The 21,397-nt window shown below is 69.6% G+C and carries 16 protein-coding genes; 12 read left to right on the forward strand and 4 right to left on the reverse strand.

Annotated features, from left to right (window positions below; genetic code table 11):
- Positions 1–397 precede the first annotated feature (397 nt).
- Both H4O13_15990 and dinG read left to right on the forward strand, forming a co-directional pair.
- The gene (locus H4O13_15990; GenBank protein ID MBE5316894.1) at positions 398–832 is read left to right on the forward strand and encodes a hypothetical protein; all 435 of its coding nucleotides are present in this window, start codon (positions 398–400) and stop codon (positions 830–832) included.
- Between the two features lie 36 nt (positions 833–868).
- Positions 869–2,965: an ATP-dependent DNA helicase DinG gene (gene dinG, locus H4O13_15995; protein ID MBE5316895.1), complete on the forward strand. Its 2,097-nt coding sequence runs from the start codon at positions 869–871 to the stop codon at positions 2,963–2,965.
- 111 nt (positions 2,966–3,076) lie between these two features.
- Here dinG and H4O13_16000 read toward each other — a convergent pair whose 3' ends face one another.
- Positions 3,077–3,775: a J domain-containing protein gene (locus tag H4O13_16000; protein MBE5316896.1), complete on the reverse strand. Its 699-nt coding sequence runs from the start codon at positions 3,773–3,775 to the stop codon at positions 3,077–3,079.
- A gap of 188 nt (positions 3,776–3,963) precedes the next feature.
- Here H4O13_16000 and H4O13_16005 point away from each other — a divergent pair, with 188 nt between their 5' ends.
- The 7 genes from H4O13_16005 (at position 3,964) to H4O13_16035 (ending at position 13,002) form a co-directional block, all read left to right on the forward strand.
- Complete coding sequence (locus H4O13_16005; protein MBE5316897.1) at positions 3,964–4,500, forward strand: polysaccharide biosynthesis/export family protein; 537 nt, start codon at positions 3,964–3,966, stop codon at positions 4,498–4,500.
- Complete coding sequence (locus H4O13_16010; protein MBE5316898.1) at positions 4,497–6,059, forward strand: hypothetical protein; 1,563 nt, start codon at positions 4,497–4,499, stop codon at positions 6,057–6,059. Before H4O13_16005 ends, H4O13_16010 begins: the two co-directional genes overlap by 4 nt.
- Positions 6,056–6,784 (forward strand): polysaccharide biosynthesis protein, encoded by a 729-nt coding sequence (locus tag H4O13_16015; protein MBE5316899.1) that lies wholly within the window; start codon positions 6,056–6,058, stop codon positions 6,782–6,784. The genes H4O13_16010 and H4O13_16015 overlap by 4 nt, the downstream gene beginning before the upstream one ends.
- A 49-nt stretch (positions 6,785–6,833) precedes the next feature.
- Positions 6,834–8,171 carry a hypothetical protein gene (locus tag H4O13_16020; GenBank protein ID MBE5316900.1) on the forward strand — a complete coding sequence of 446 codons (1,338 nt, stop codon included), beginning with the start codon at positions 6,834–6,836 and terminating at the stop codon, positions 8,169–8,171.
- A gap of 89 nt (positions 8,172–8,260) precedes the next feature.
- The gene (locus tag H4O13_16025; protein ID MBE5316901.1) at positions 8,261–8,956 is read left to right on the forward strand and encodes a 4'-phosphopantetheinyl transferase superfamily protein; all 696 of its coding nucleotides are present in this window, start codon (positions 8,261–8,263) and stop codon (positions 8,954–8,956) included.
- Positions 8,957–8,961: 5 nt separating this feature from the next.
- A complete protein-coding gene (locus H4O13_16030; GenBank protein ID MBE5316902.1) occupies positions 8,962–9,192 on the forward strand; it encodes a DUF2256 domain-containing protein in 231 nt (76 codons plus the stop codon).
- 300 nt (positions 9,193–9,492) lie between these two features.
- Positions 9,493–13,002, forward strand: coding sequence for a hybrid sensor histidine kinase/response regulator (locus H4O13_16035; GenBank protein MBE5316903.1), 3,510 nt, complete (start codon positions 9,493–9,495; stop codon positions 13,000–13,002).
- Between the two features lie 46 nt (positions 13,003–13,048).
- On the opposite strand, the gene H4O13_16040 is transcribed toward H4O13_16035, so the two are convergent.
- Positions 13,049–15,757: a winged helix-turn-helix domain-containing protein gene (locus H4O13_16040; GenBank protein MBE5316904.1), complete on the reverse strand. Its 2,709-nt coding sequence runs from the start codon at positions 15,755–15,757 to the stop codon at positions 13,049–13,051.
- Positions 15,758–15,977: 220 nt separating this feature from the next.
- On the opposite strand from H4O13_16040, the gene H4O13_16045 reads away from it, so the two are divergent.
- The 3 genes from H4O13_16045 to H4O13_16055 all read left to right on the forward strand — a co-directional run bounded on the left by H4O13_16045 (position 15,978) and on the right by H4O13_16055 (position 19,415).
- Entirely contained in the window at positions 15,978–17,594 is a 1,617-nt protein-coding gene (locus H4O13_16045; protein MBE5316905.1) for a hypothetical protein, read from the forward strand.
- 152 nt (positions 17,595–17,746) lie between these two features.
- Positions 17,747–18,433 (forward strand): glutathione S-transferase N-terminal domain-containing protein, encoded by a 687-nt coding sequence (locus tag H4O13_16050; protein MBE5316906.1) that lies wholly within the window; start codon positions 17,747–17,749, stop codon positions 18,431–18,433.
- An 82-nt stretch (positions 18,434–18,515) separates the two neighbouring features.
- Positions 18,516–19,415 carry a GGDEF domain-containing protein gene (locus tag H4O13_16055; protein ID MBE5316907.1) on the forward strand — a complete coding sequence of 300 codons (900 nt, stop codon included), beginning with the start codon at positions 18,516–18,518 and terminating at the stop codon, positions 19,413–19,415.
- Here the strand turns inward: H4O13_16055 and H4O13_16060 are convergent.
- On the reverse strand, positions 19,387–20,181 hold the full coding sequence (locus tag H4O13_16060) for a metallophosphoesterase (protein ID MBE5316908.1): 795 nt from the start codon (positions 20,179–20,181) through the stop codon (positions 19,387–19,389). The genes H4O13_16055 and H4O13_16060 overlap by 29 nt on opposite strands.
- Positions 20,178–21,113 (reverse strand): diacylglycerol kinase, encoded by a 936-nt coding sequence (locus H4O13_16065; protein ID MBE5316909.1) that lies wholly within the window; start codon positions 21,111–21,113, stop codon positions 20,178–20,180. The genes H4O13_16060 and H4O13_16065 overlap by 4 nt, the downstream gene beginning before the upstream one ends.
- Between the last annotated feature and the right edge of the window lie 284 nt (positions 21,114–21,397).

Consider the following 21,397-nt stretch of genomic DNA (forward strand, 5'->3'; position numbering starts at 1 on the left):
GCGACTCCGATGCCAGATTCCAAGGCACCTGCCACAAAGCCCTGGATGCCTGCCTAATCCAGGTTGGTGCACGTGTGGTGCTGTGACGATGGGTGCATCACGTCGCACGCACACACCGCGCGTCGCGACGCGTGGCTCCCGTGGAGTTCACGACTTCAACCGCCTCATGCCAAGGCACTTGCTCCGCGACCGATTGCAGGCGCCCAGCCAGCGCCTGACCCGGCGCTAGCGACTCACTGCAAACCGGCGCGAATGCGTCCATCCCGACCGCCGCCTGAATGTTCTGCGTGAATCGGTGCAAGTGCCAGACTCCTCCTCTTGCCCTCAACGGGATCCGGCCCCATCCTGTGCGGTCTCGTAGGAACCAGCCACGACTATGTTCAACGATGCCCACACCATGACGGCAAACGGCGGACACTCGGCAGCCATCGCCGATGCTCAAACGCAGTGTCCCTGTGGCGGCGGCAAGAGTTACGAGCTGTGCTGCGCGCCGCTCCATGCGGGAACAACGCAAGCCGCGGACGCACTTGTGCTTATGCGCGCACGCTACAGTGCCTACGTTCGCAAACGTACGGACTTTCTCTTGACAACATGGCATTCAAGCACGCGTCCGCCAACGCTGGACCTAAGTGATCGCCCGGGCTTGCGCACTCACTGGCTTGGACTTCAGATCATCTCGCATCGGGTGCTTGATGCAAGCCGCCAGGAAGTGAGCTTCATTGCCCGAGTCAAGGTCGGCGGAGGCCCCGCCCAAAGAATAGTCGAGCGCAGCCGCTTTCTGCTGGAAGACGGCGTTTGGTACTACGTCGACGGCGAGATCGGGCCAAAGTAAGCCAGTGTCGTGAGCGTCGCTAACGATGCATCCCGCATTAGCGACGAACTGCAAGACGCCATTCGTACGCAGTATCGAAAGCTGCGCGACAGCTTTCCAGACTTTGTCGCGCGCTCTTCGCAGCGCCAGATGATCGCTGCGGTTGCACGGTCTTTGGCGCAGGACAAGGGTGTTCTGGCGGTTGAAGCCCCTACCGGTACGGGCAAGTCGGTGGCGTATCTCCTGGCGGCGCTGCCCATTGCGCTTGCCCAGAACAAAAAGCTGGTCATCGCGACCGCCACGGTCGCGCTGCAGGAACAGCTCGTCGAGCGCGACATTCCTTCGTTTCTTAGGGCCACCAGCTCAGACGCAATCGTGGTGCTGGCGAAGGGACGGCAGCGCTATGCGTGCACGCGGAACATGCATGAGCTGACTCGAGACGATGCGGAACTGCCTCAGGGCGGTTTCGATTTCGGCATCCCCCAGGGAACTGGCAGTTGGCCACGGCCTCCCCGCCGCGGCGAAGTCGAAAACTTGCGCAGCTTGCTGGATGCCCTGAGATCCAACACCTGGGATGGCGATCTTGATCGCGTTCCCACCACACTGGATGACGACACCAGGCGGCTGGTTACGACGTCTGCCGGGGGATGCAGCAATCGGCGTTGCCCCTTCATCACGGCATGCCCCTTCGTGCTGGCGCGCAATCGACTCAACGGCGCCCAAGTCATTGTGGCCAACCACGACCTCGTCCTGGCGGACCTCGAACTCGGACGAGATGAAGACGGTTCTGGTGGGGTGCTGCTTCCCGCACCCAGCGAAACGCTGTATGTCTTCGATGAGGCGCATCAACTTCCCGACAAAGCGATTGATCGCGGCGGAGCTGACGTCAATCTGGCCGACGCGGGGAGAAGGCTTCAGCGCGTCGCCGCACCGCTGCGCGCGGTCTATCTCGCCACCCAGAAGGAAAGGATAGGGCGCAAGGATGCCGCCGAAATCGACGGTTTGCTTGAGCAACTCATTGCAGACGTGGAGCGTCTCGACGCCGCGCTGGATGCCGCTTGGCCGAGCACTCCCGCACCGACGGAGCCCGTGTGGCGCGCCAGCTTGGGCCAGCTGCCCGAGGCATGGCGCCAGCTGGCCCAGGCCCTTTCGCAGCGCAGCTCAGAACTCGTCCGTTGGCTGCCGCTTGCCATCAAGGCCCTGCTGGAGAGCGACCTTCCGCCCGATCGCAGGGAAACCACGGCCCGCGAGCTGGGGATAGCGCGCGAACGCCTGGAGGCTCAAGCCGCGCTCTGGTGGTTGTGGTCGCAAGACGAAGCATCAGATCAATTGCCCAGAGCCCGCTGGCTGTCGCGCGAAGCGGATGGATCGATCACTTGCCACGGTTCCGAAGTGTCTGCAGCGCCGACCCTTCGGCGCGTGCTGTGGCCACAAGCCGCAGGGGTTGTGCTCACCTCCGCAACGCTATCCATCGGCGGCGACTTCAAGAGCTTCGCGGCGCAGGTGGGTCTACCCGCGCACGCTGAAACCTTGGCCCTGCCTTCTCCCTTCGCGCTGCGCCAGCAAGCGCGACTGCAGGTGCCGGCCTTCTCCGTTTCTCCCGACGAGCGCGATGCGCACGTACGCCACGTTGTGCAGTGGCTTGAGCGTGAGCTCGACTGGGCCGCGGGAAATCTGGTCCTGTTCACTTCCCGTGCCAAATTGGAGCAAACCCTTGATCAACTGACGTCCGCGTGCCGCGCGCGCGTGCTTGCACAAGGATCACGCAGCAAAGCTGCGCTACTCGCGGCCCATTCGGCGGCAATTACCTCCGGGTTGGGGAGCACCTTGTTCGGCCTGGCCAGCTTCGGCGAGGGCCTGGACCTGCCGGGTCGCCTCTGCGAGACCGTGGTCGTCACCCAGCTGCCATTCGCCGTGCCGACCGATCCCGTCGGCGCAACGTATGCCGAGTGGCTGGAAGCGCGCGGTCGTAACGCTTTTGTCGAAGTCAGCGTCCCCCAGGCCACACGAACGCTGATCCAGTACTGCGGTCGACTCATTCGCAGCGAACGCGACCACGGCCGCATCGTGATACTCGATAGCCGCCTGCTGACGCGGCGCTACGGTCCGCGCATGCTCGCGGCACTACCGGACTTTCAGCGAGAGCTCGGCTGACGGCGCGGACTCTTGTATCGCCTTCGCCAGCGCGATCGCGGACGCCTCGTCCCCGAACACGCGACGCAGCCAGCCGGGCAGCAAGCGTCAGCCGGTGACCCGCGGTACGAGTCAACGGCTCTCGATCTCTACCGGCAATGGCTTCAGCGGCGAGCTGTACCAGCCCACGACGCGCCCACGCTCGAAGCGCACATGCGAAGGGCCGTACTCCCACAGATCCGCCTGGGTCACCATCGGCGCACCCATCAGACGCTCAACCTGCGCTTCCGTGCTGCCCACCCGAATGCGAAGGCCCGGACCAGCTGCCGCGGCAGCAACCTCCACAGAGGCACCATGGATGGGTGCTTTCAGAGGTTCTGCCGCAAGGGCTGCCTCATCGCTGGGCTCGCTCTGCAGCAGGCCGCTCAGGGCAAGCAGCACACCCAGCGCCAGCACCACCCAGAACGTGAAGCCACGCGCCACACGCAGCGAGCTTGGGCCAGACATCCCGGCGCTGGACCCTGTACCCGCCGAGTCCGCAGCCGCGGGAACCTGAGCCGCGGGAACCTGGAAGCCCTGCACGGGAAGCGGTTCGGCCAAAGTTCCACCCGGCAAGCGACCGTGTTCACGCTCGAAGCTCCGCAGTCGCCGATAAGCAGCCGTCAGCTCATGCAGGCGCTGGGACCGTGAGGCCTCATCCAGCCCGGCGGCGATCCGATCCGGATGCAGATCGCGCACCGCGAGCCGCCAGGTACGCTGCAGCGCATCAACGCTGCAGCCTGGCTGAAGACCCAGTCGGGCATAGTCCGCAAGATAGTCGTCGGTCCGCATGTCCTGAGATCAAGTGTGATGGGCTTCTCATTAAGCCCGGGCGGGCTTATCATCCCAGCCTCCGGGGTTCTGCGAAAGACTTCACAGAGCCGGATGTCTGAAACGCCCTCAGGAGCGCCCGCGTGAAACGCACCCTCCGCCTGCTGCAGGCCCTGCTCACCCTTGCCTGCCTGATGACTGCGGCTCCGATGCCGGTGCTCGCGGCCGAGTCGACCGAGAACCTTTACCGCATTGGTGTGGATGACCAACTGCAGGTCGCAGTCTGGCGCAACCCCGAACTCAGCGTCAGCGTCCCGGTGCGCCCCGACGGCAGGATCTCCGTGCCTCTCGTCGGCGATGTCCTCGCCGGTGGACGCACCCCGGAGGAGGTCGCCCGGGATATCGAAGGCCAGCTCGCCGCATACGTTCGCGACCCCAAGGTTGCGGTCATCCTCACCGAGCTGCGCAGCCATGAGTTCCTCTCGCGCGTGCGAGTCACCGGCGCAGTACGCACCCCGATCTCGATCCCCTACCGTCAGGGCATGACCGTGCTCGACGCCGTGCTGCAGGCGGGAGGAGTCAGCGAGTTCGCGGCCGCCAACCGCACCCGCCTCTACCGCCGCGAAGGCGCCGATACGCAAGCCCTGAACGTCCGTCTGGGGGCCATTCTCGGCAGCGGCGACCTTGAGACCAACCTCGAAGTGCGTCCGGGGGACGTCATCACCGTACCGGAGCGCGCCCTGTGAAGCCGCAGGCCCTGCCGGGCCCCGCGCTGTCGTCGGGCGCCGAACTGTTTGCGCGTCTGCCCATGATGGTGGCAGAGCTGAGGCGCCACGGTGCGCTGCTGCTGGCGGCCTTCGGGCTGATCGCTGTGCTGTTCCTTGCGGCGGGCATTCTGTTGCCGCGCAAGTACCAGTCCGCAAGCACCATCCTCGTCAGTGAGGCGAACATCATCGCGCCGCTGATGGAGGGCCGCGCCGTGCCAACCGGCGTCGCCGATCGAGCGCGCATTGCCCGCGAAGTGATCTTCAGCCGCAGCATCATGGCTGAGATTCTGAAGACCGGTGGCTGGGGAGAAACCGTCACCGAGCCGCTGCCACGCGAGCGCCTGATCGGCGAGATCAAGCAGCGCACGCGCATCGACAGCCCGGGCCAGAACCTGATCCGGATCACCTACACGGATGCTGAGCCCGAGCGCGCCTACGCAATCGCCAATCGCTATGCCGAGCTGTTCATCAGCGAAAGCCTCGCCGCCAAGGAGCGGGAAAGCCGCGAAGCCTTCGAGTTCATCGCGGCGCGGGTCGACGAGTACCACCGCAAGCTGACCGATGCCGAGGAGCGCCTCAAGCAGTTCCGCGCCGCCAATCTCGATGCGCGGCCCGGTACGGACATCGATGTCCGCACGCGCATCGCCGAGATCCGCTCGCAGATCGAAGGCGCGCGCACCGATCTTTCCGAGCTGCAAATGCGCGAGAACGCCCTGCAGGCGCAAATCAGCGGCGAGGCCGAGGTCTCCGACCTGCGCTCACGCTCGGCCCAGGTCCGCATACGCATTGCCGAACTGCAGTCCCAGCTCGACACCCTGCTGCTCGACTACACCGATTCGTATCCCGACGTCGTGCGTCTTCGCCATCAGATCGAGGACATGCAGGCCATCCTCGCCCGCGAGGAGCGCTCGGAGTCCTCAGGCGCCCGCGGTGCCGACGTCGCGGCCGCAGGCAATCCGCTGTACCAGCAGCTGCGTTCCGACCTTGCCCGCGTGCGCAGCGACATCGCTGCCCTGCGCGCGCGCATCAGCGAGAACGAAAGTCTGCTGCAGTCGGAGCTCGATCGCGGCCGTCGGGTGGCCGACAGCGAAGCCTCGCTTGCTGAACTGACGCGTGACTACGAGGTCAACCGCGACATCTACCAGGATCTGCTGCGTCGTCGCGAAAATGCGCGAGTCTCGATGAGCCTCGACGCCGAGCAGCGCGGATTGACCTTCCGCATCCAGGAGCCCGCGGCGTTGCCGCTGCAGCCGACGGGTCTGCGCCTGATGCATTTCGCCGCTGCAGGCCTCGGCCTCGGCCTCGCGGTGCCGCTGGGTCTGCTGTTCGCCCTGCTGCAGATCGACCCGCGTGCGCGCAGCGCACAGTCGCTGGCGCAGGCCCTGCCGGTGCCCGTGCTGGTGAGCATCCCCGAGTTCCGCACCCGCGCGGATCGACGACGCACCGTCGCCAAACTGGCGGCTGCCTTCGCGGTACTCGCTTCCGTTTTCCTGATCTATGCCTGGGCGGCCATCAGCCGCGGAGTCATCGTGCTGTGAGCAAGCGTCATGAAGTCGAACCGCAGCGCGCCGGGCAGGCGCTCGCCGAGCGCGTGGGCACGCTGGCGCCCTTCACCGAGCAGCAGCTGCAGGCACGACGCATCGTCAGCCACGACATGTCCGACTCGCGGCCGGCCGACGCCTTCCGCGATCTGCGCACCCAGCTCCTGGCGCGCGTAGGCGGAGGCAGCCTCAGCCTGCTTGTGGTTCCTGTCGCACACGGCAGCGGCGGCAGCTTCGTCTCCGTAAACCTGGCCTCGGCCATGGCCTTTGACGAGCGCCGCACGGTGATTCTCGTCGACTGCTGCCTGCGTGCGCCGCAGCTGCACCGGCGGCTCGACGTGCCTGCGGATGCGTTCGGTCTGGTGGACTTCCTGGAGGGGCGGGTGGATCGCGTCGAGCAGATCGTGCACGCCACGGCCGTGCCGCGCCTGCTGCTGGTGCCCGGCGGCCCGAGGCGCGAAGCCAGCGGCGATCTGCTGGGCTCGGCGCGCATGCGCCTGCTGCTCGACTCGCTGCGCGGCACCCAGGAGGGCGTCAGCGTGATCCTCGATGCGCCGGCGGTGGCAGCCTCACCGGACGCCCGCATTCTCTCGAGCATGGCCGAACTCTCGGTCCTTGTTGCCGGCTACGGGCGCGACACGCCGACCGCGGTGCAGGAAGCGATTGCCGTGCTCGACCGCGTGCGACTTGCGGGCGTTGCGTTCAATCGCGTGCCGCAGTGATGAACTGCAGCCGGCCTTTGCTGCCATGCGCTGTCTCTGGAGAACCGCCGTGTTCCTGAAATCCACAGGCGCGTCCTCGCTTGTCCTGCTCGCCGCGCTGCAGGCGCAGCCGCTGGCCGCGCAGCCCACGGCCGAACGCCCGCTGCGGCTCGACTATCGCCTCGGCATGGCCATCGAGCGCAGCGACAATATCCGCCGCAGCGCGCTGGACCCGGTCGCCGACACCGTGCTGCGGCCCAATCTTGCCTTTGCGCTGACCGGCGAGGGCGATCGCCTTAGCCTGCGGGCGGCCGGTGACGCCGAGTTCTACCGCTATCAGACTTCCGGCTTCGACAGCGAGCTGCGCACCCGCCTTGGACTGAGCGCCGCATGGCGATTGCTGCCTGAGCGCTTGAGCTGGACCTTCGAGGATTACCTGGGCCGCCAGCCCGTCGACGCGTTCGCCGTCGACCGTCCCGACAACCAGCAGCGTACGAATGTGCTGTTGACGGGCCCCACCCTCAGCTTGCGGCCGGATGCGCGTACCCGCGTGCTGGCCGAGCTGCGCTGGGTCGATGCCTGGGCGCAGCGTACCCGCGAGTTCAACAGCGCTCGCTGGAACCTCGCCCTGCGCGGCCTGCGTCAGCTGTCGCCGACCCAGACGCTGACGGCAAACCTCGAGTACAACGACACCGCGTTCGAGCAGACCAGCGTGAGCGTGCAGGACTTCAAGCGCGTCGATGCCTTTCTGCGCTGGGGGCGACGCGGCGCGCAGGTGGAGCTCGCCCTCGATGCCGGCGGCTCTCGCATCGACTTTGTCGACGATGTGCGTCGCCAGGGCTCGCTGTTGCGCTTGAGCGCTGCCTGGTTGCCGGATGAGGCGCAGCGGTTCGAGCTGCGGGCTGCAGAGCAGTATTCCGATGCGCTGGCCGACCTCATCGGCGCGGCGCCGCGTCTGCAGGATTTCGGGCTTCCGGTCAGCGTGCCTAGCGAACGCGGCAGCTTCCTGAATCCGGATGTGTACCGTGAGTCCAGCCTCAACCTTGGCCACACCCGCAACGGCGCCACTCTGTTCTCACGTGTCGAGGCGTACTGGCGCGACCAGGACTACGCCCGCAGCGATGTGCTCGACCAGCGCGTCAGCGGTTTCGCCGCGGGTCTTTCGAGGCCGCTGCGACCGACCTTGACTCTGAATGTGTATGCCAACTACGACCGTCGCCGCTATCTCCTTGACGGACGTGAAGATCGCGATCGCATCTATGGCCTCTCGCTGCGCTGGCGCTGGCTGCGCAATCTCGAACTTGAGCTGGGCGCAAGCCGCGCCCAGCGTCGCGGCAGTGTGCTCAGCCAGCACTTCGACGAGACGCGCTACGTCCTGGGCCTGCTGTACCGCCGCGATCGCAGCTGATCGCGGCCCGGCAGGTATCGCGTCGGCCGGGTCCAAAGCCCGGCACCGCGGCATACTGGCGTCGCCCCTCTTCTGGAGCCCCTCTCAACGTGAATGCAGTGTCCCTGCTGCGCGACGACGCCAGCGTGCGCGTGGTCGAGTTGCATCTTGACGCCCTGGAAGCGGACTTCGATCTGCTGGATGCCGCCGAACGCGCGCGCGCGGTGCGTTTCGCGACGCCGCAGCTGCAGCGCCGCTTCATCGCCGCGCACGTGGCGCTGCGGCGCGTGCTGGGCTGGGCGGCGAACATCGATCCGGCCGCGCTGCGCATCGACGCCGACCCGCAGGGCAAGCCCTGCCTGCCGGAGCACCCCGGCCTGCACTTCTCGCTGAGCCACTGCGGCGGCCAGGCGCTGGTGGCTTTGGACGCCGCGCCGGTGGGGGTCGACATCGAAGCGCTAATCCAGCGCGACACCGACGTGCTGGCGCCGCAGATCCTCGGCCGCGGCGAGCTTGAGGCCTGGCGTCGGCTGCCCCTGGGCCACCGCGTCGAGGCGCTGACCGAAGCCTGGACCCGCAAGGAGGCCGCGCTGAAAGCCTGTGGCTTCGGGCTACGGGTCGATCCGGCCAGTTTTGAGGCTCCCCTGGGGGTGCTCGATCTGGGGCCGGGCAGACGCTTCCACCTGCGCGATCTGCGCGCGGCACCCGGCCATTGCGCCGCCTTGGCGCAGACGCAGCCACCGCGGCCGCTGCAGCGCTTGCGTCTGCAGGCCGAGGGCGTCCTGCAGACACTCGGCGGCGGCTGAGGCCGATGCGCAAGCCCGTGCCCGAAAAGCTCTGCCCGGTCTGCCTCCGGCCTTTCAGCTGGCGCAAACGCTGGGAGCGCTGCTGGGACAGCGTCGTCTATTGCTCGGATGCCTGTCGACGCGGAACCCCGCGCGGGCGAGCCCTTGCGCCCCCGGTGGGCCCCAGCGCGCCCGACACCACAAGCGACCGCCGCTCAGCGCCGCTCGCGCCCGCCTCCCGCCGCAAGCGCGGCTGAGGCCGATCCGCTCCCTGCGTGTAGGCGCGGCTGCCCTCAGCCTGCGGTCGGGTGCGTGGAAGTGAGAGCATGTGAGGCGTCTGCGCCGACTGCGATCACTGCGAGTCGCCGGTGGCGACAGCGGGCTGCGCGAATGCTGCCGTCACCGGTGCGCACGACTGCCGTACGTTCTCGCACTGCGCTCAGTCACGCACGCAGCGACGCCCTCGCGATGGCGGAGCGAGACTCGCGCAGGCTTTGGTCACACACCACGCAGGGCCTGCGCTTGCGCGTGCGTCCGTCACCCCTGGGGAGGGAAGGATGATTGCCGGCTGGGTTCTGCTGCTGGTTTCGCTGGTCTACATCGCCATCCTGTTCGGCGTTGCCTACTACGGCGATCGCCGGCCGATGTATCCCGACCGCACCTGGCTGCGGCCGATCGTCTACAGCCTTGCCCTGGCGGTGTACTGCTCGTCGTGGACCTTCTACGGCGCAGTCGGCACCGCGGTCTCGAATGGCTGGGCCTTCCTGCCGATCTACCTCGGGCCCGTCCTGCTTTTCCTGTTTTTCAGCGGGATCCTGCGGCGGCTCATCCAGATTGCCCGCGAGCAGTCGATCACCTCGATCGCCGACTTCATCGGCAGCCGCTTCGGCAAGTCGCAGGGGCTGGCTGCGCTGGTGACGGTGATCGCCGTGATCGCTGCAGTGCCCTACATCGCGCTGCAGTTCAAGGCCGGCGCGATGAGCATCGCGGTCCTGAGCGGCGCCACCGCGGTTGAAGGCGGAACCCCCGTTCTTGCTGACTCGGCCTTCTACCTCGCCGTGCTGCTGGCCGTGTTCGCGATCCTGTTCGGCACCCGCCAGGTGGATGCCACCGAGCACCACCACGGCTTGATGCTGGCGGTGGCGCTGGAGTCCCTGGTCAAGCTGCTGGCCTTCGTCGCGGTCGGCCTGTTCGCGCTGCAGTACGTGCCGGAGGACTGGAACCCCTTGCAGCCCGCCACGCTCAGTGCGCAAGGTCTCGATGTGTTTCCGGAGGGCTTTCTCGCCCAGACCGTGCTGGCCTTTCTCGCGATGTTCTGCCTGCCGCGGCAGTTCCAGGTCGGCGTGGTCGAGTGCGAGAACCCGGCCGACCTGCGCTACGCGCGCTGGCTCTTCCCGCTCTACCTGCTGATCATCTGCGCGCTGGTGCTGCCGATTGCGGCGGCTGGTACGAGTCTCTTCGCCGGCAGCGGTGTGCACCCCGATTCCTACGTGTTGCAGCTGCCGCTGGCGGCCGGCGAGAACGCGCTGGCCCTGTTCGCCTACCTCGGCGGGTTCTCGGCGGCCACCGGCATGGTGATCGTCGCCACCGTGGCGCTCGCCACCATGGTCAGCAATGACCTGGTGGTGCCGGCGCTGCTGCGCACCGCGCGCTACGCCAAGGGCGCGCCGCCGGATCTGTCGGTGCTGGTGCTGCGCATCCGTCGCACCACCATCGTCGTGCTCGCACTGCTGGCCTACGCCTACCACCGCGCCGCCGAGACCCAGACCAACCTGGCGGATATCGGGCTGCTGTCCTTCGTCGCGGTGGCCCAGTTCGCGCCGGCGATCATCGCCGGCCTCTACTGGCGCGGCGCCAGCCGCATTGGCGCGATTGGCGGCCTCTGCGCCGGCTTCGCCCTGTGGCTCTATACCCTGCTGCTGCCGACCCTGGCCCATGCCGGCTGGATGGATGCCGAGTGGACGCGCACCGGCCCGTTCGACATCGGCTTTCTCGAGCCGCAGGCGCTGTTCGGGCTGTCCGGCTGGAACGCGATCACCCACGGCACCTTCTGGACCCTGCTGTTCAACAGCGCGGCGCTGATCCTGCTGTCGCTGCGCTATCGCCCGAGCATCGACGAACGCCTGCGCGCCTTGCCCTTCCTCGACCCCTGGTACCGGCGTCCGGTCGGTGCGGTGACCGAATGGCGGGGGCGGCTGTCGGTGGCGGATCTGCGTCTGATCGCCGAGCGCATCCTCGGCCCGCGCGCGACCTCGCGCGCCTTCGAGGACTACGCCCGCGAGACCGGCCGCGCATTCAGCGATGGCGAGGCCGCCGAACGCGGACTGTTGCAGTACACCGAGCGCCTGCTCGCCGGTGCGATCGGCGGCGCCTCGGCGCGTCGCGTGCTGACCACCGCCCTGCGCGGCACCGGCCTCGATCTCGGCGAGGTCGTGTCCCTGCTCGACGAGGCCTCGCAGGAGCTGCGCTTCAACCGCGAGCTGCTGTCGGCCACGCTGGAGAACATCTCGCAGGGCATCAGCGTGGTCGATGCCGAGATGCGTCTGGTGGCCTGGAACCGCCGCTATCTCGAAATGTTCGACTACCCCGAGGGCATGGTCTATGTCGGCCGTCCGGTGGCCGATCTGATCCGCTACAACGCCGAGCGCGGCGAGTGCGGGCCTGGCCTCGTCGAAGACCACGTCGCCAAGCGCGTGCGCTACATGCAGCGCGGCAGCCCGCACGTGTTCGAGCGCGTGCGGCCCGACGGCAGCGTCATCGAGATGCGCGGTCGGCCCATGCCCGGCGGCGGCTTCGTCACCACGTTCACCGACGTTACCGCCTACAAGCGCGTCGAGCATGCGCTGATCGACGCCAACGAAACGCTCGAACAGCGCGTCGCCCAGCGCACCGGTGAGCTCACCCACGCGTTGGACGCGCAGCGAGTGGCCAAACAGGAAGCCGAGTCCGCCAACCAGTCGAAGACCCGCTTCCTGGCGGCCGCCAGTCATGACCTGCTGCAGCCGATGAATGCAGCGCGCCTGTTCACTGCCGCGCTGGCCGCCAAGCCGCAGGCCGACGCCGATGCGCGCCTGCTGTCCTCGCGCATTGACAGCGCCCTGCGCGCCGCCGAGGACCTGCTCGACGGCCTGCTCGACATCTCGCGGCTCGACTCGGGCGCGCTCAAGCCCGAGCTCACGGTGTTCGCCGCCGGCGAGCTCTGTCGTTCGCTGCAGGAACAGTTCGCGCCGATGGCCGAGCAGCGCGGTCTTGAGCTGCGCGTGCACGCGCCTTCGCTGGCCCTGCGCAGCGATCGCGGCCTGCTGCGGCGCATCCTGCAGAACTTCGTCGCCAACGCCCTGCGCTACACCCAGCACGGTGGCGTGCTGCTGGCTGCGCGCGCGCGCGGCGACAGCGTCGAGTTCCAGGTCTGGGACACCGGCCCCGGCATCTCGCCCGAGCACAGCGCGGTGATCTTCGAGGAGTTCCGCCGGCTGGAGCAGCCCTCGCCCTGGGGCGAAAAGGGCCTGGGCCTCGGCCTGTCGATCTGCGAACGCATCGCGCGCATGCTCGACCATCCGATCGCGCTGCACTCGCAGCCGGGACGCGGCAGCGTGTTCAGCGTGCGCGCGCCGCGTGCAAGGCTCAGCGACATCGCCGCGCCGCGTCCGGTCGAGAGCAGCCCCGGCCCGGTCGAAGGCCTGCGCGTGCTGTGCGTGGACAACGACCCCAGCATTCTCGAAGGCATGCGCGCCCTGCTCGAACGCTGGGGCCTCGCCGTCGATACCGTGACCGGGCTGGAAGCCGCCCTGCTGCAGGTGCGTGAACAGCGCCCCGACATGCTGCTGGTCGATCTGCATCTGGGCGAGAACCTGGACGGCCTTGCAGTCATCGACATCCTGCGCCGCGCCCTGCAGCCGGACGCGCCGCCGGCGGCGCTGGTCACCGCCGAAAGCGGCGACGCCCTGCAGCGACGCTGCCGCGAGGCGGGCTATCCGCTGCTCAACAAGCCGGTGCGACCGGCGGCCCTGCGCGCGCTGATCGCCGCGCTGGCCAAGCGGCGCGAGCGACCGCACGCCATCGACTGAGGCGCCCGGCGGTTCGCTGCGTCGAATCGCCCAGGTGGCCGCACCTTCACTCGCGCGCTTCGCCCTGCAGGCGCTGCAGCGCCGCCTGGGCGCTGCGCAACAGCCGACTGCGTTCGGCGTCGGGCTCGGACTGAAGTTCCGGCAGCGCGCGCTGCAGCAGGGCGCGTGCGGCTTCAGCCTCACCCGAGCGCTCCAGCAGCAGGCCGCGCAGCGCCGCCACCGTCTGCGCCCACTGACCGGTGCCGCGCTGGTTCTCCAGCGCCTCCACCTGCAGGCTGTCGATCAGCGCGCCCGCCGCCGCCAGCTCGCCGCGTTCGATCTCGACGCCGGCCAGCACCACCGCCAGATCCTGCGCCTGCGGCGCCTCCGCGCCTAGCGCGTCGACCAGCGCCGTATGCGCGGCTCGAAGCTCGACCTCGGCCTCGTCGAAGCGCCCCATCTCGTACAGCACGCGGCCGAGGTTGCCGCGGCTGACCAGGCTTGCGTTGTGGCTCTCGCCCAGGCGTTCGCGAATCCGCTGATGCACCTGCTCGGCATAGGGCAGCGCGCGCGCCCAGTCGCTGCGGCGGAAATACACCGCCATCAGCTCGTTCAGCAGACCCAGATGTCGGGTATGCGAGTCGCCGAGACGCTCCACGATCACCGGGCGCGCTTCCAGCAGCACGGCCTCCGCTCGCGCCTCGTCGCCGAGCGCACTGTGGCTGCGCGCGACGGCGACCTGGGTCAACGCCACCAGCAGGCCGTGGTCGCCGGGCCGGGCGCCGGCTTCGTCGATCAAGCGCTCGGCTTCATCACGCGCTTCGGCGTGCGCGCCTGAAAAGCCCAGCGCGACGATCAGGTCCACCCGCAGGCTGTCGTGCAAGGCCTGATGGCCGGGTTCGGCGATGCCGACGGTGGCGAGCGCTTCGCGCAGCTCGGGCACGGCTTCGCCGAAGCCCCCGCGGTGGTAGTGCAGGCTGTAGCGGGCCTTCGCCAGTGCGTGGCGGTGCAGCGGGTCGGTCCGGTCGACCCGGCGCTCCAGCTCGGCGATCTCCGCTTCGGCCGCATCGAAGCGCGCGAGTCGAGTCAGCAGCTGCGCGCGCAGGGCCCGGGCCTGCAGGCTGCCGCGGCTGCGCTCGCCCAGTTCGGCATCGAACAGGGCCAGGGCGCGCGTGATCTCCTGTTCGCCTTCGGCCCACAGATCGAGCGCCGCGAACAGCTGGGCGAGGCTGGCGCGCACGCTGGCCTCGGCCAGCGGCTGATCGGCGAATCGCGAAGCCAGCCGTTCGCGCGCCGCCAGCAGCACATCGCGCAGCGGCGCCTCGGCGCCGCGCGCCAGCACCAGCGGGTTGGCGCGGCTGATCAGGTCCTCGCTCAGGAACCGGGTGACTGCATTGGCCCGCGCCAACTCCGCCTCGGCCTGCCGACGCGCCTGCTCGGTGCGCTGCTGCAGGCCGATCGCCACGGCAAGGCCGAGGCCCAGAACGCCCAGCAGTGCCCAGACAAAGGGCCGACGGGCGCGGGCGCGGGCGAGCGCAGCGCTCGCCTGTCGCGCCTCGCGTTCGCCGCGCTCGGCCAGAGCCAACTGCGCCCGCCGCTGCGGCAGGGCGCGCAGACGGGCCGCGAACTCGGCGGCGCTCGACAGCCGCTGGCGGGGGTCGCCGTGGGTGGCGTCCTGCAGGTCGTCCCGCAGCAGTGGATCTTCGATGGCCTGCTCCCAGCCCGGTGCCATCGGCTGCCGCAGGCGATCGCCGAGCAGCTGGTACAGCAGCACCCCGAGCGCGTACACGTCGCTGCGCGCCGTCGGGATCTGCCCGGCGAACACTTCCGGTGCCAGGTAGAGCAGGGTGCCCGACTGCGAATCCGCGCCCAGGTTCTCGGTGAGGGTCAGGCCCATGCGGGTGATGCCGAGCTGCTGCAGCCGTTCGGGATCGAGCATGCGGCCGCTGCCGAAGTCGGTCAGGCGCAGCTGCGGTGATTCGATGGTCCCGGCCACCAGCACGTTGGCGGGCTTCAGATCCTTGTGCAGCACGCCGACCGCGTGGGCGGCGGCCACCGCATCGGCGATCTGCAGGAACAGGTCGATGCGCGCTTCGTTCGACAGTGCGGCCAGATGCTGCTCGCACCAGGCCTGCAGATCGAGGCCGCCGTATTCGCACTCGAGGAAGAACGGCGCGTCCGAGAAGTTCCAGTCGATCAGCGCGGCGAAGTGCGCCGGGTCGACCTCGCTGTCCTGCAGCACCCGCAGCAGGGTCGCCTCGCGCTTCAGGCTGCGCAGGCGCTCGCCGTCGAGCGCGAACTTGTAGACCCGCGCGTCGCGCGTCTTGGCGTGCTCGGCCAGCCAGACCTCGCTGCCGCGGTGCGCGCCCAGCGGCCGGCGCAGCACGAAGTTCGGACGCCCCGGCACCGGCTCGCCGGCGCGCAGCTCCAGGGGTGCCGCCGGCGTGCGGCCCACCGCCACGCGCGAGACCGGCCCGTCCAGGCGGTAGCCGATCCGCGCCTGGGTGGTGATGTATTCGGCATTCGCCTCGCCCAGCGCCCGCCGCAGCTTGGTGACCGCATTCGGCAGCACCTTGTCGACGGTCACCCGCCCGGCCCAGACCTCGCGGAACAATTCCTCCTTCGTGACCACCTCGCCGGCGTGGTGCAGCAGGCAGGACAGCACCTCCAGCGCCCGCCGCTCGACCTCCACCGGCAGGCCGGCGACCTTGAGCTCGAAGCGCGATTCATCGAATTCGGCACTGCCGAAGCGGAAGCAGTAGAGGGCTCGGTCCATCGGGCGCGACCCGCAGCGAAGGGCAGGGCGGCGGACCGTAGCACGCGCCTCCGCGCCCATGAACCCTGCCGTCTGCCGCCAGCAGACGCGCTCAAAGCGCGAAGTTACCGAAGCGTTACCGGTTTCCGGGGGGCGATACCCCGGCTGCCGACGGGGCCGACCTAGACTGCGCGCCCCTCGACCGGACGAGGGCCCGTTCAGACCAAGGATGACCCGACCCATGACCCCTTCCTTACGACTGCTCTGCGCCGCCCTGGCGCTGCTGCCCACTTCCGCCTTCGCCCAACAGCTGGACTGGCGGGTGCTCGCCTCCGACAGCGGCCAGGTGCTGGCGCCCGGGTTGCCCGCCGTCAGCCGCAGCCTGCAGGAGCCCCTGCTGGGTGATCGCGGCCGCGATCTGATCGGTGTGCGCATCAACTCGCCCAGCGCCCAGGCCGGCTTCTGGACCTGGCAGGCCGGCAGCTTCCAGCGCTGGTTCCAGTTCAGCGCCTCCGGTGCCCTGGGCCCGGGCCGCAGCGGCGCCGAGGCCGGCCACCAGTTCCTGGAAGTCGCCAGCGGCTACGGCGCCGCGGCCCCGGATGGCCAGCGTCTGGTGCGGGCCCGCGCAGGCGACCCCGCTGCGACCTTGAACAGCAGCTGGGGCCTGTGGCGCTGGAACGGCAGCAGCAACATCGAGATCGCCCGCCACGGCACCGACGGCTCACTGGGACCGAACCTCGGCGCCAACTGGGTGTTCGAGCCCGGCGCCAGCAACTTCGCCGAGGCGCAGATGCTCAACGGCGGCCGCGCCCTGCTGGTGGCCACGGTGCTGAGCCCGGGCAATGTCGAGAGCCGCCTGGTCGCCCGCCACGAGCCGGGGTTCGGCAACCGCCCCTGCCTGCGCAGCGGCAGCACCGACCCTGCGCTGGCCCCGGGCCTCGCGGTCGGTGACAGCTTCTTGAGCTTCTCGCAGACCCTCGATCGCTTCGTCAGCACGCCCGAGGGTCGCGTCTTCGCCCTGCTGCCCGCCACCAACACCCGCGATGCGATTTTCGAACTGTGCGAGGGCGCGCCGCGGGCGATCGCGGCCAACCGCGACACCGCCGCGCTCGGCCCCTTCGTCGCCGAGGCCGGCGCCGAGTTCGTGAACTTCTACCGTCTGCGGCCCTCGCCTTCGCAGGGGCTGGTGTTCGCCGTTGACTGGCGCACGCCCGGCACCGCCAGTCGGCCCGGCATCTTCCGGCACGACGGCAGCCGCAACCTGCCGGTGGCCTACGGCGACAGCAGCGGCTACTACGGGCCCAACTGGCTGGGCTCCACCTGGTCGAGCATGTCCGACCTGAGCGTGGCCGACGACTGGTCCGCGTTCATCGCCAGCGTCCGCACCAGCGACGGCGGCAGCGCCACCGGCCTGTGGCGGGTGCGCATGGGCGAGCGTCCCCAGCTCGTCGCCCTGCTGAGCCTCACTGACCCCGCCTACGTGCCGGAACCCGGCCGCACCTGGCGAACCTTCAACGCCATGGCCGTGCTGCGCGACGGCAGCCTCGTGCTGGATGCCAGCACCAACCCCAACCAGACTCGCGACCTCTGGCTGCTGAAGCCGCCGCAGGCGCCGCGCCGTCTGCTGTCGATCGGCCAGAGCCTGCCGGTGCCCACCACCAGCGGCCCGGTGTCGACCGTCGTGGCCGGCTTCACCCTGCCCGGCGACGGCAACCCCGAAACCGGCCGCGACGGCTGGGTCGGCGACGACGGCCAACTGCTGCTCCGCGTGTCCACCAACACCTACGGCACGGTGCTGGTCACCACCCGGCTGAGTCTGCCGGCGCCGGGCGCGCTGTTTTCCGACGGCTTCGAGTGAGCCCTCGGGCCTCGCCCCTCGCGTCGAATCGGCGCGAGGGGCGGGGCGGTCGACGCCGGGGCCTTGGCGCGCGCAGGTGAAGCGTGGGCTGGGTCCGTGCACGGCCGGCGCGGGCGCGACACACTGCAGGGCCCTTCTGCACGGACGCCGCCATGCTCGACCTGCACTACTGGCCCACCCCGAACGGCCACAAGATCACCCTAATGCTGGAGGAATGCGGGCTCGACTACCGCATCGTGCCGGTGGACATCGGCAGCGGCGCGCAGTTCGAGCCCGAGTTTCTCAAGATCGCGCCGAACAACCGCATGCCGGCGCTGGTCGATCACGCGCCCGCCGGCGGCGGCGCGCCGCTCAGCCTGTTCGAGTCTGGCGCCATCCTGCTCTATCTGGCCGAGAAGACCGGGCGCTTCCTGCCCACCGATCTGCGCGGCCGCAACGAGGTGCTGCAGTGGCTGTTCTGGCAGATGGCGGGCCTGGGGCCGATGCTCGGCCAGAACCACCACTTCAACGTCTACGCGCCCGAAAAGATCCCCTACGCCATCGACCGCTACGTGCGCGAGACCGCGCGCCTGTACGGCGTGCTCGATCGACGCCTGGCGGATCGCGAATTGATTGCCGGCGACTACAGCATCGCCGACATGGCCTGCTACCCGTGGATCGTGCCGCACGAGCGCCAGGGCATGCGCCTCGCCGACTACCCCCATGTGCAGCGCTGGTTCGAGGCGATCGCCGCACGGCCGGCCACCGTCGCCGCCTACGCCAAGGGCAAGCCCTGGGAGCGCACGGGGCCGATGAGCGAGGCGCAGAAGCGCATCCTGTTCGGCGCCAAGCCGGCCTGATCCGTCACCGGCCGGTGGCATCGCCTGCCGCGCCGCGCGGGCCCGTCACCGTCTCTGGCACAGGCCCTGCACTGGGCGGCCCATGCTTGAAACCAGCCCCCGCCTGCTAGCCCGCTTCATCGAGATGATCGGTGACGCCGTCTGCGTGGTCGATCGAGAGGGCTTCTTCCGGTACATCAGCCCCGGCGGTCGCGACGTGTTCGGGCGCGAGCCCGAGGCCATGCTGGGCACGCGCATGCTCGATTACCTGCACCCCGACGACCACGGCCGCACGCTCGCGGCGGCCGAGGGCGTGATGCGCGGCGCGCCGCTGCGCAACTTCCACAACCGCTACCTGCGCGCCGACGGCAGCGTGGTCGATCTGCTGTGGTCGGCGCGCTGGTTCGAAGACGAGCAGCTGCGCATCGCCGTCGCCCGCGATGTCACCGAGCTCAAGCGGGCGGAAGCGCGGCTGGTCGAGATGGCCCGCACCGATCCATTGACCGGCCTCGCCAACCGCCTGCAGGCGCAGGAGTGGCTGCAGCGGGCGCTGGCCCGGGCCGCCGAGCATGGCGCGCGTCTCGCGCTGCTGTATCTCGACCTCGACCGCTTCAAGGACATCAACGACCGCCACGGCCATCCCTTCGGCGACCGCGTGCTGCAGGCCTTCGGCGCGCGACTGCGCGACCTGCTCGCGCCCGACTGGCGCGCGGCGCGGCTGGGCGGCGACGAGTTTCTGGTGCTGCTGCCCGAGGTCGAATCCGCTGCGGCGGCGCAGGCCGCGGCGGATGCCTTGTGCGTGCGCCTGTGCGCACCGATCGACGTCGACGGTCGCATCATCACGCCGGGCCCGAGCATCGGGCTGGCCCTCTACCCCGATGACGCCGCGGACGCCGACAACCTGGTGCGCGAGGCCGACCGCGCCATGTACCGCGCCAAGGCCGCGGGCGGCAGCTGCGTGCGCGGCGGCGCGCTCATGCGAGCGCCAGCCGCTTCAGCGTAAGCGGCAGAAACGGCTCGCCCTCGGCGGCGCAGTCATAGCGCGTCCAGCGGCACAGGCGCTCGCCCTGCGCCGCGCTCCACTCGATCAGATTCACCGAGTTCGGCGCGCCGGGCCGCACGCGTTTGGAAACCGCCGTGCCCGCATTGATCGCCCAGGCCGCACGCGCCTGCGGCAGGCGCGCGGCGAACGGCCAGTGGATGTGCCCGGCCAGGCACAGGTCCGCACCCGCCGCGACCCAGGCTGCGAGTGCGGCGTCGGCGCCGCGACAGCGGTTGTGCTGATCGTCGGCGCGATCCACCCACAGCGGCTGATGCGTCACTACCAGCTTGAGATCTGCTGCGGGCAGCGCGCGCAGCGTGGCGGCCACCGCCTCGATCTGCGCCGGCGAGACTTCGCCGTCGATATGCCGCCGGCGCCGCGTGGTTTTGACCGCGACCGCATGCACGCCGGGCAGGCTAAGCGTCGGCGCCAGCGCGTCCACACCGAGCCCCGCGCGGTAGCGCGCATACGGCGAAAGCGCGCGCTGCCACAGCGCGAGCAGCGGGATGTCGTGGTTGCCCGGCAGCAGCAGGCGCGGGCAGGGCGGCAGCGCCTCAAGAAAGCGCCGCGCCGCCGCGAACTGCGCGCGCGTGGCGCGCTGGGTGATGTCGCCCGAGACCACGATCAGCTGCGGTGACAGCGTGTGCGCCAGCGCGATCAATGCGTCCACCACCTGCGGCCGCTCGGTGCCGAAGTGGGTGTCCGACAGATGCAGGATGCGCGTCATGCCGCGGCCTCCGTGCGTCGCGCCGGCACCAGCAGCGGCAGCCGCGTCTCGCTCACCCGAAAGCACAGCGGCGGACGCATGCGCGCCACCTCGCCGTCGCAGGCCACGCGCACGCTGCGGCGCCCGCGCGTGGGCTGCACGAGCAGCTGCTCGAACACGAACGCGTGCGAGCGCGCATCGTTCTGCCACCGGCCCATCAGCCCGCGTAGCGCCACGCCCAGCAGCGCCAGCCGATCCTGGGGGTGGAGGGTGAATCCGAGCAGCTGGCCGTGCTCTACGGCCTCGGCCTGCGGCAGGCCGAGCTGCTCCAGCTGCAGGCGATTGATGCCGGCGCCAAAGCTCAGCACTTGTTCGCGGCGCTCGCCGTCGGCGTCGCGCAAGAACAGCTCCAGACGCGGGTGCGGGCGCAGCAGCGTGTTCAGGCCCGCCCACAGCGCCACCAGACGCGAACGCCCCAGTCGCCGCTTGAACTCCTCGCGATCCTGCAGCAGGCGCCGGTACAGGCCGATGCTGGCATTGATCAGAAACACCCGCTCATTCACCAGCCCCACCGGCACGTAGCGCAGCTCGGCATCGAGCAGATCGCGGGCGGCGGTCTCGATGTGTTCGGACAAACCCTGGCTGCGCCCGAAGAAATTGAAGGTGCCCTGCGGCAGCGCGCCAAAGGGCAGGCCCGTGCCCAGCACCTGCTGCACCACCGCATTGATGGTGCCGTCGCCGCCCGCGGCCACCACCGCCCCGCCCACGGCCCGCGCCGACGCGATCGCCGCCGCGATCTGCGGCGGCAGCTCGCGCGGATGCCGCACCAGACGCACCTGCACCTCGCGCCCCGCCTCGCGCAGCACCCGCTCGACGCAGGCGCGCCGCGCCTGCGCCTCGGTACGACCGGAGCCGGCGTTCATCACCACGTCGAAGTGGGGCAGGGGCTGCATGCGGAGCTCAGTGGCTGGTGCGGGCGTACAGCACTAACGCAGGCAGGAGCCGCCCAAGTCAAATCTCGCTCAGGCGTGGGTCGCGGGCCCTGCCACCCGCCAGGCTCCGCCCACCCTCCTTGCCGCGCGCGCAGTGCGAAAAAAGAGGCGCATCCGATACGAACAGCCAGCGTCGCGGTCGTGCAGCGCTCGCGCGGGACAGCGCGGGCTCGCCCCAGCCGCTCGACCCGGCGGGCGTTCCTGCAAGACCAGAGTGCCTCGAAGCGGTGGTGAGACTCCGCCCT

The sequence above is a fragment of the Lysobacterales bacterium genome (genome assembly GCA_014946745.1).
Taxonomy (GTDB): domain Bacteria; phylum Pseudomonadota; class Gammaproteobacteria; order Xanthomonadales; family Xanthomonadaceae; genus Aquimonas.

Coding starts and splice junctions, on each gene's coding strand:
- H4O13_16065 (MBE5316909.1), bottom strand. CDS start 21,113: ATGCAGCCCCTGCCCCACTTCGACGTGGTGATGAACGCCGGCTCCGGT.
- H4O13_16035 (MBE5316903.1), top strand. CDS start 9,493: ATGATTGCCGGCTGGGTTCTGCTGCTGGTTTCGCTGGTCTACATCGCC.
- H4O13_16000 (MBE5316896.1), bottom strand. CDS start 3,775: ATGCGGACCGACGACTATCTTGCGGACTATGCCCGACTGGGTCTTCAG.
- H4O13_16050 (MBE5316906.1), top strand. CDS start 17,747: ATGCTCGACCTGCACTACTGGCCCACCCCGAACGGCCACAAGATCACC.
- H4O13_16055 (MBE5316907.1), top strand. CDS start 18,516: ATGCTTGAAACCAGCCCCCGCCTGCTAGCCCGCTTCATCGAGATGATC.
- H4O13_16060 (MBE5316908.1), bottom strand. CDS start 20,181: ATGACGCGCATCCTGCATCTGTCGGACACCCACTTCGGCACCGAGCGG.
- H4O13_16040 (MBE5316904.1), bottom strand. CDS start 15,757: ATGGACCGAGCCCTCTACTGCTTCCGCTTCGGCAGTGCCGAATTCGAT.
- H4O13_15990 (MBE5316894.1), top strand. CDS start 398: ATGACGGCAAACGGCGGACACTCGGCAGCCATCGCCGATGCTCAAACG.
- H4O13_16005 (MBE5316897.1), top strand. CDS start 3,964: ATGCCGGTGCTCGCGGCCGAGTCGACCGAGAACCTTTACCGCATTGGT.
- H4O13_16045 (MBE5316905.1), top strand. CDS start 15,978: ATGACCCCTTCCTTACGACTGCTCTGCGCCGCCCTGGCGCTGCTGCCC.
- H4O13_16030 (MBE5316902.1), top strand. CDS start 8,962: ATGCGCAAGCCCGTGCCCGAAAAGCTCTGCCCGGTCTGCCTCCGGCCT.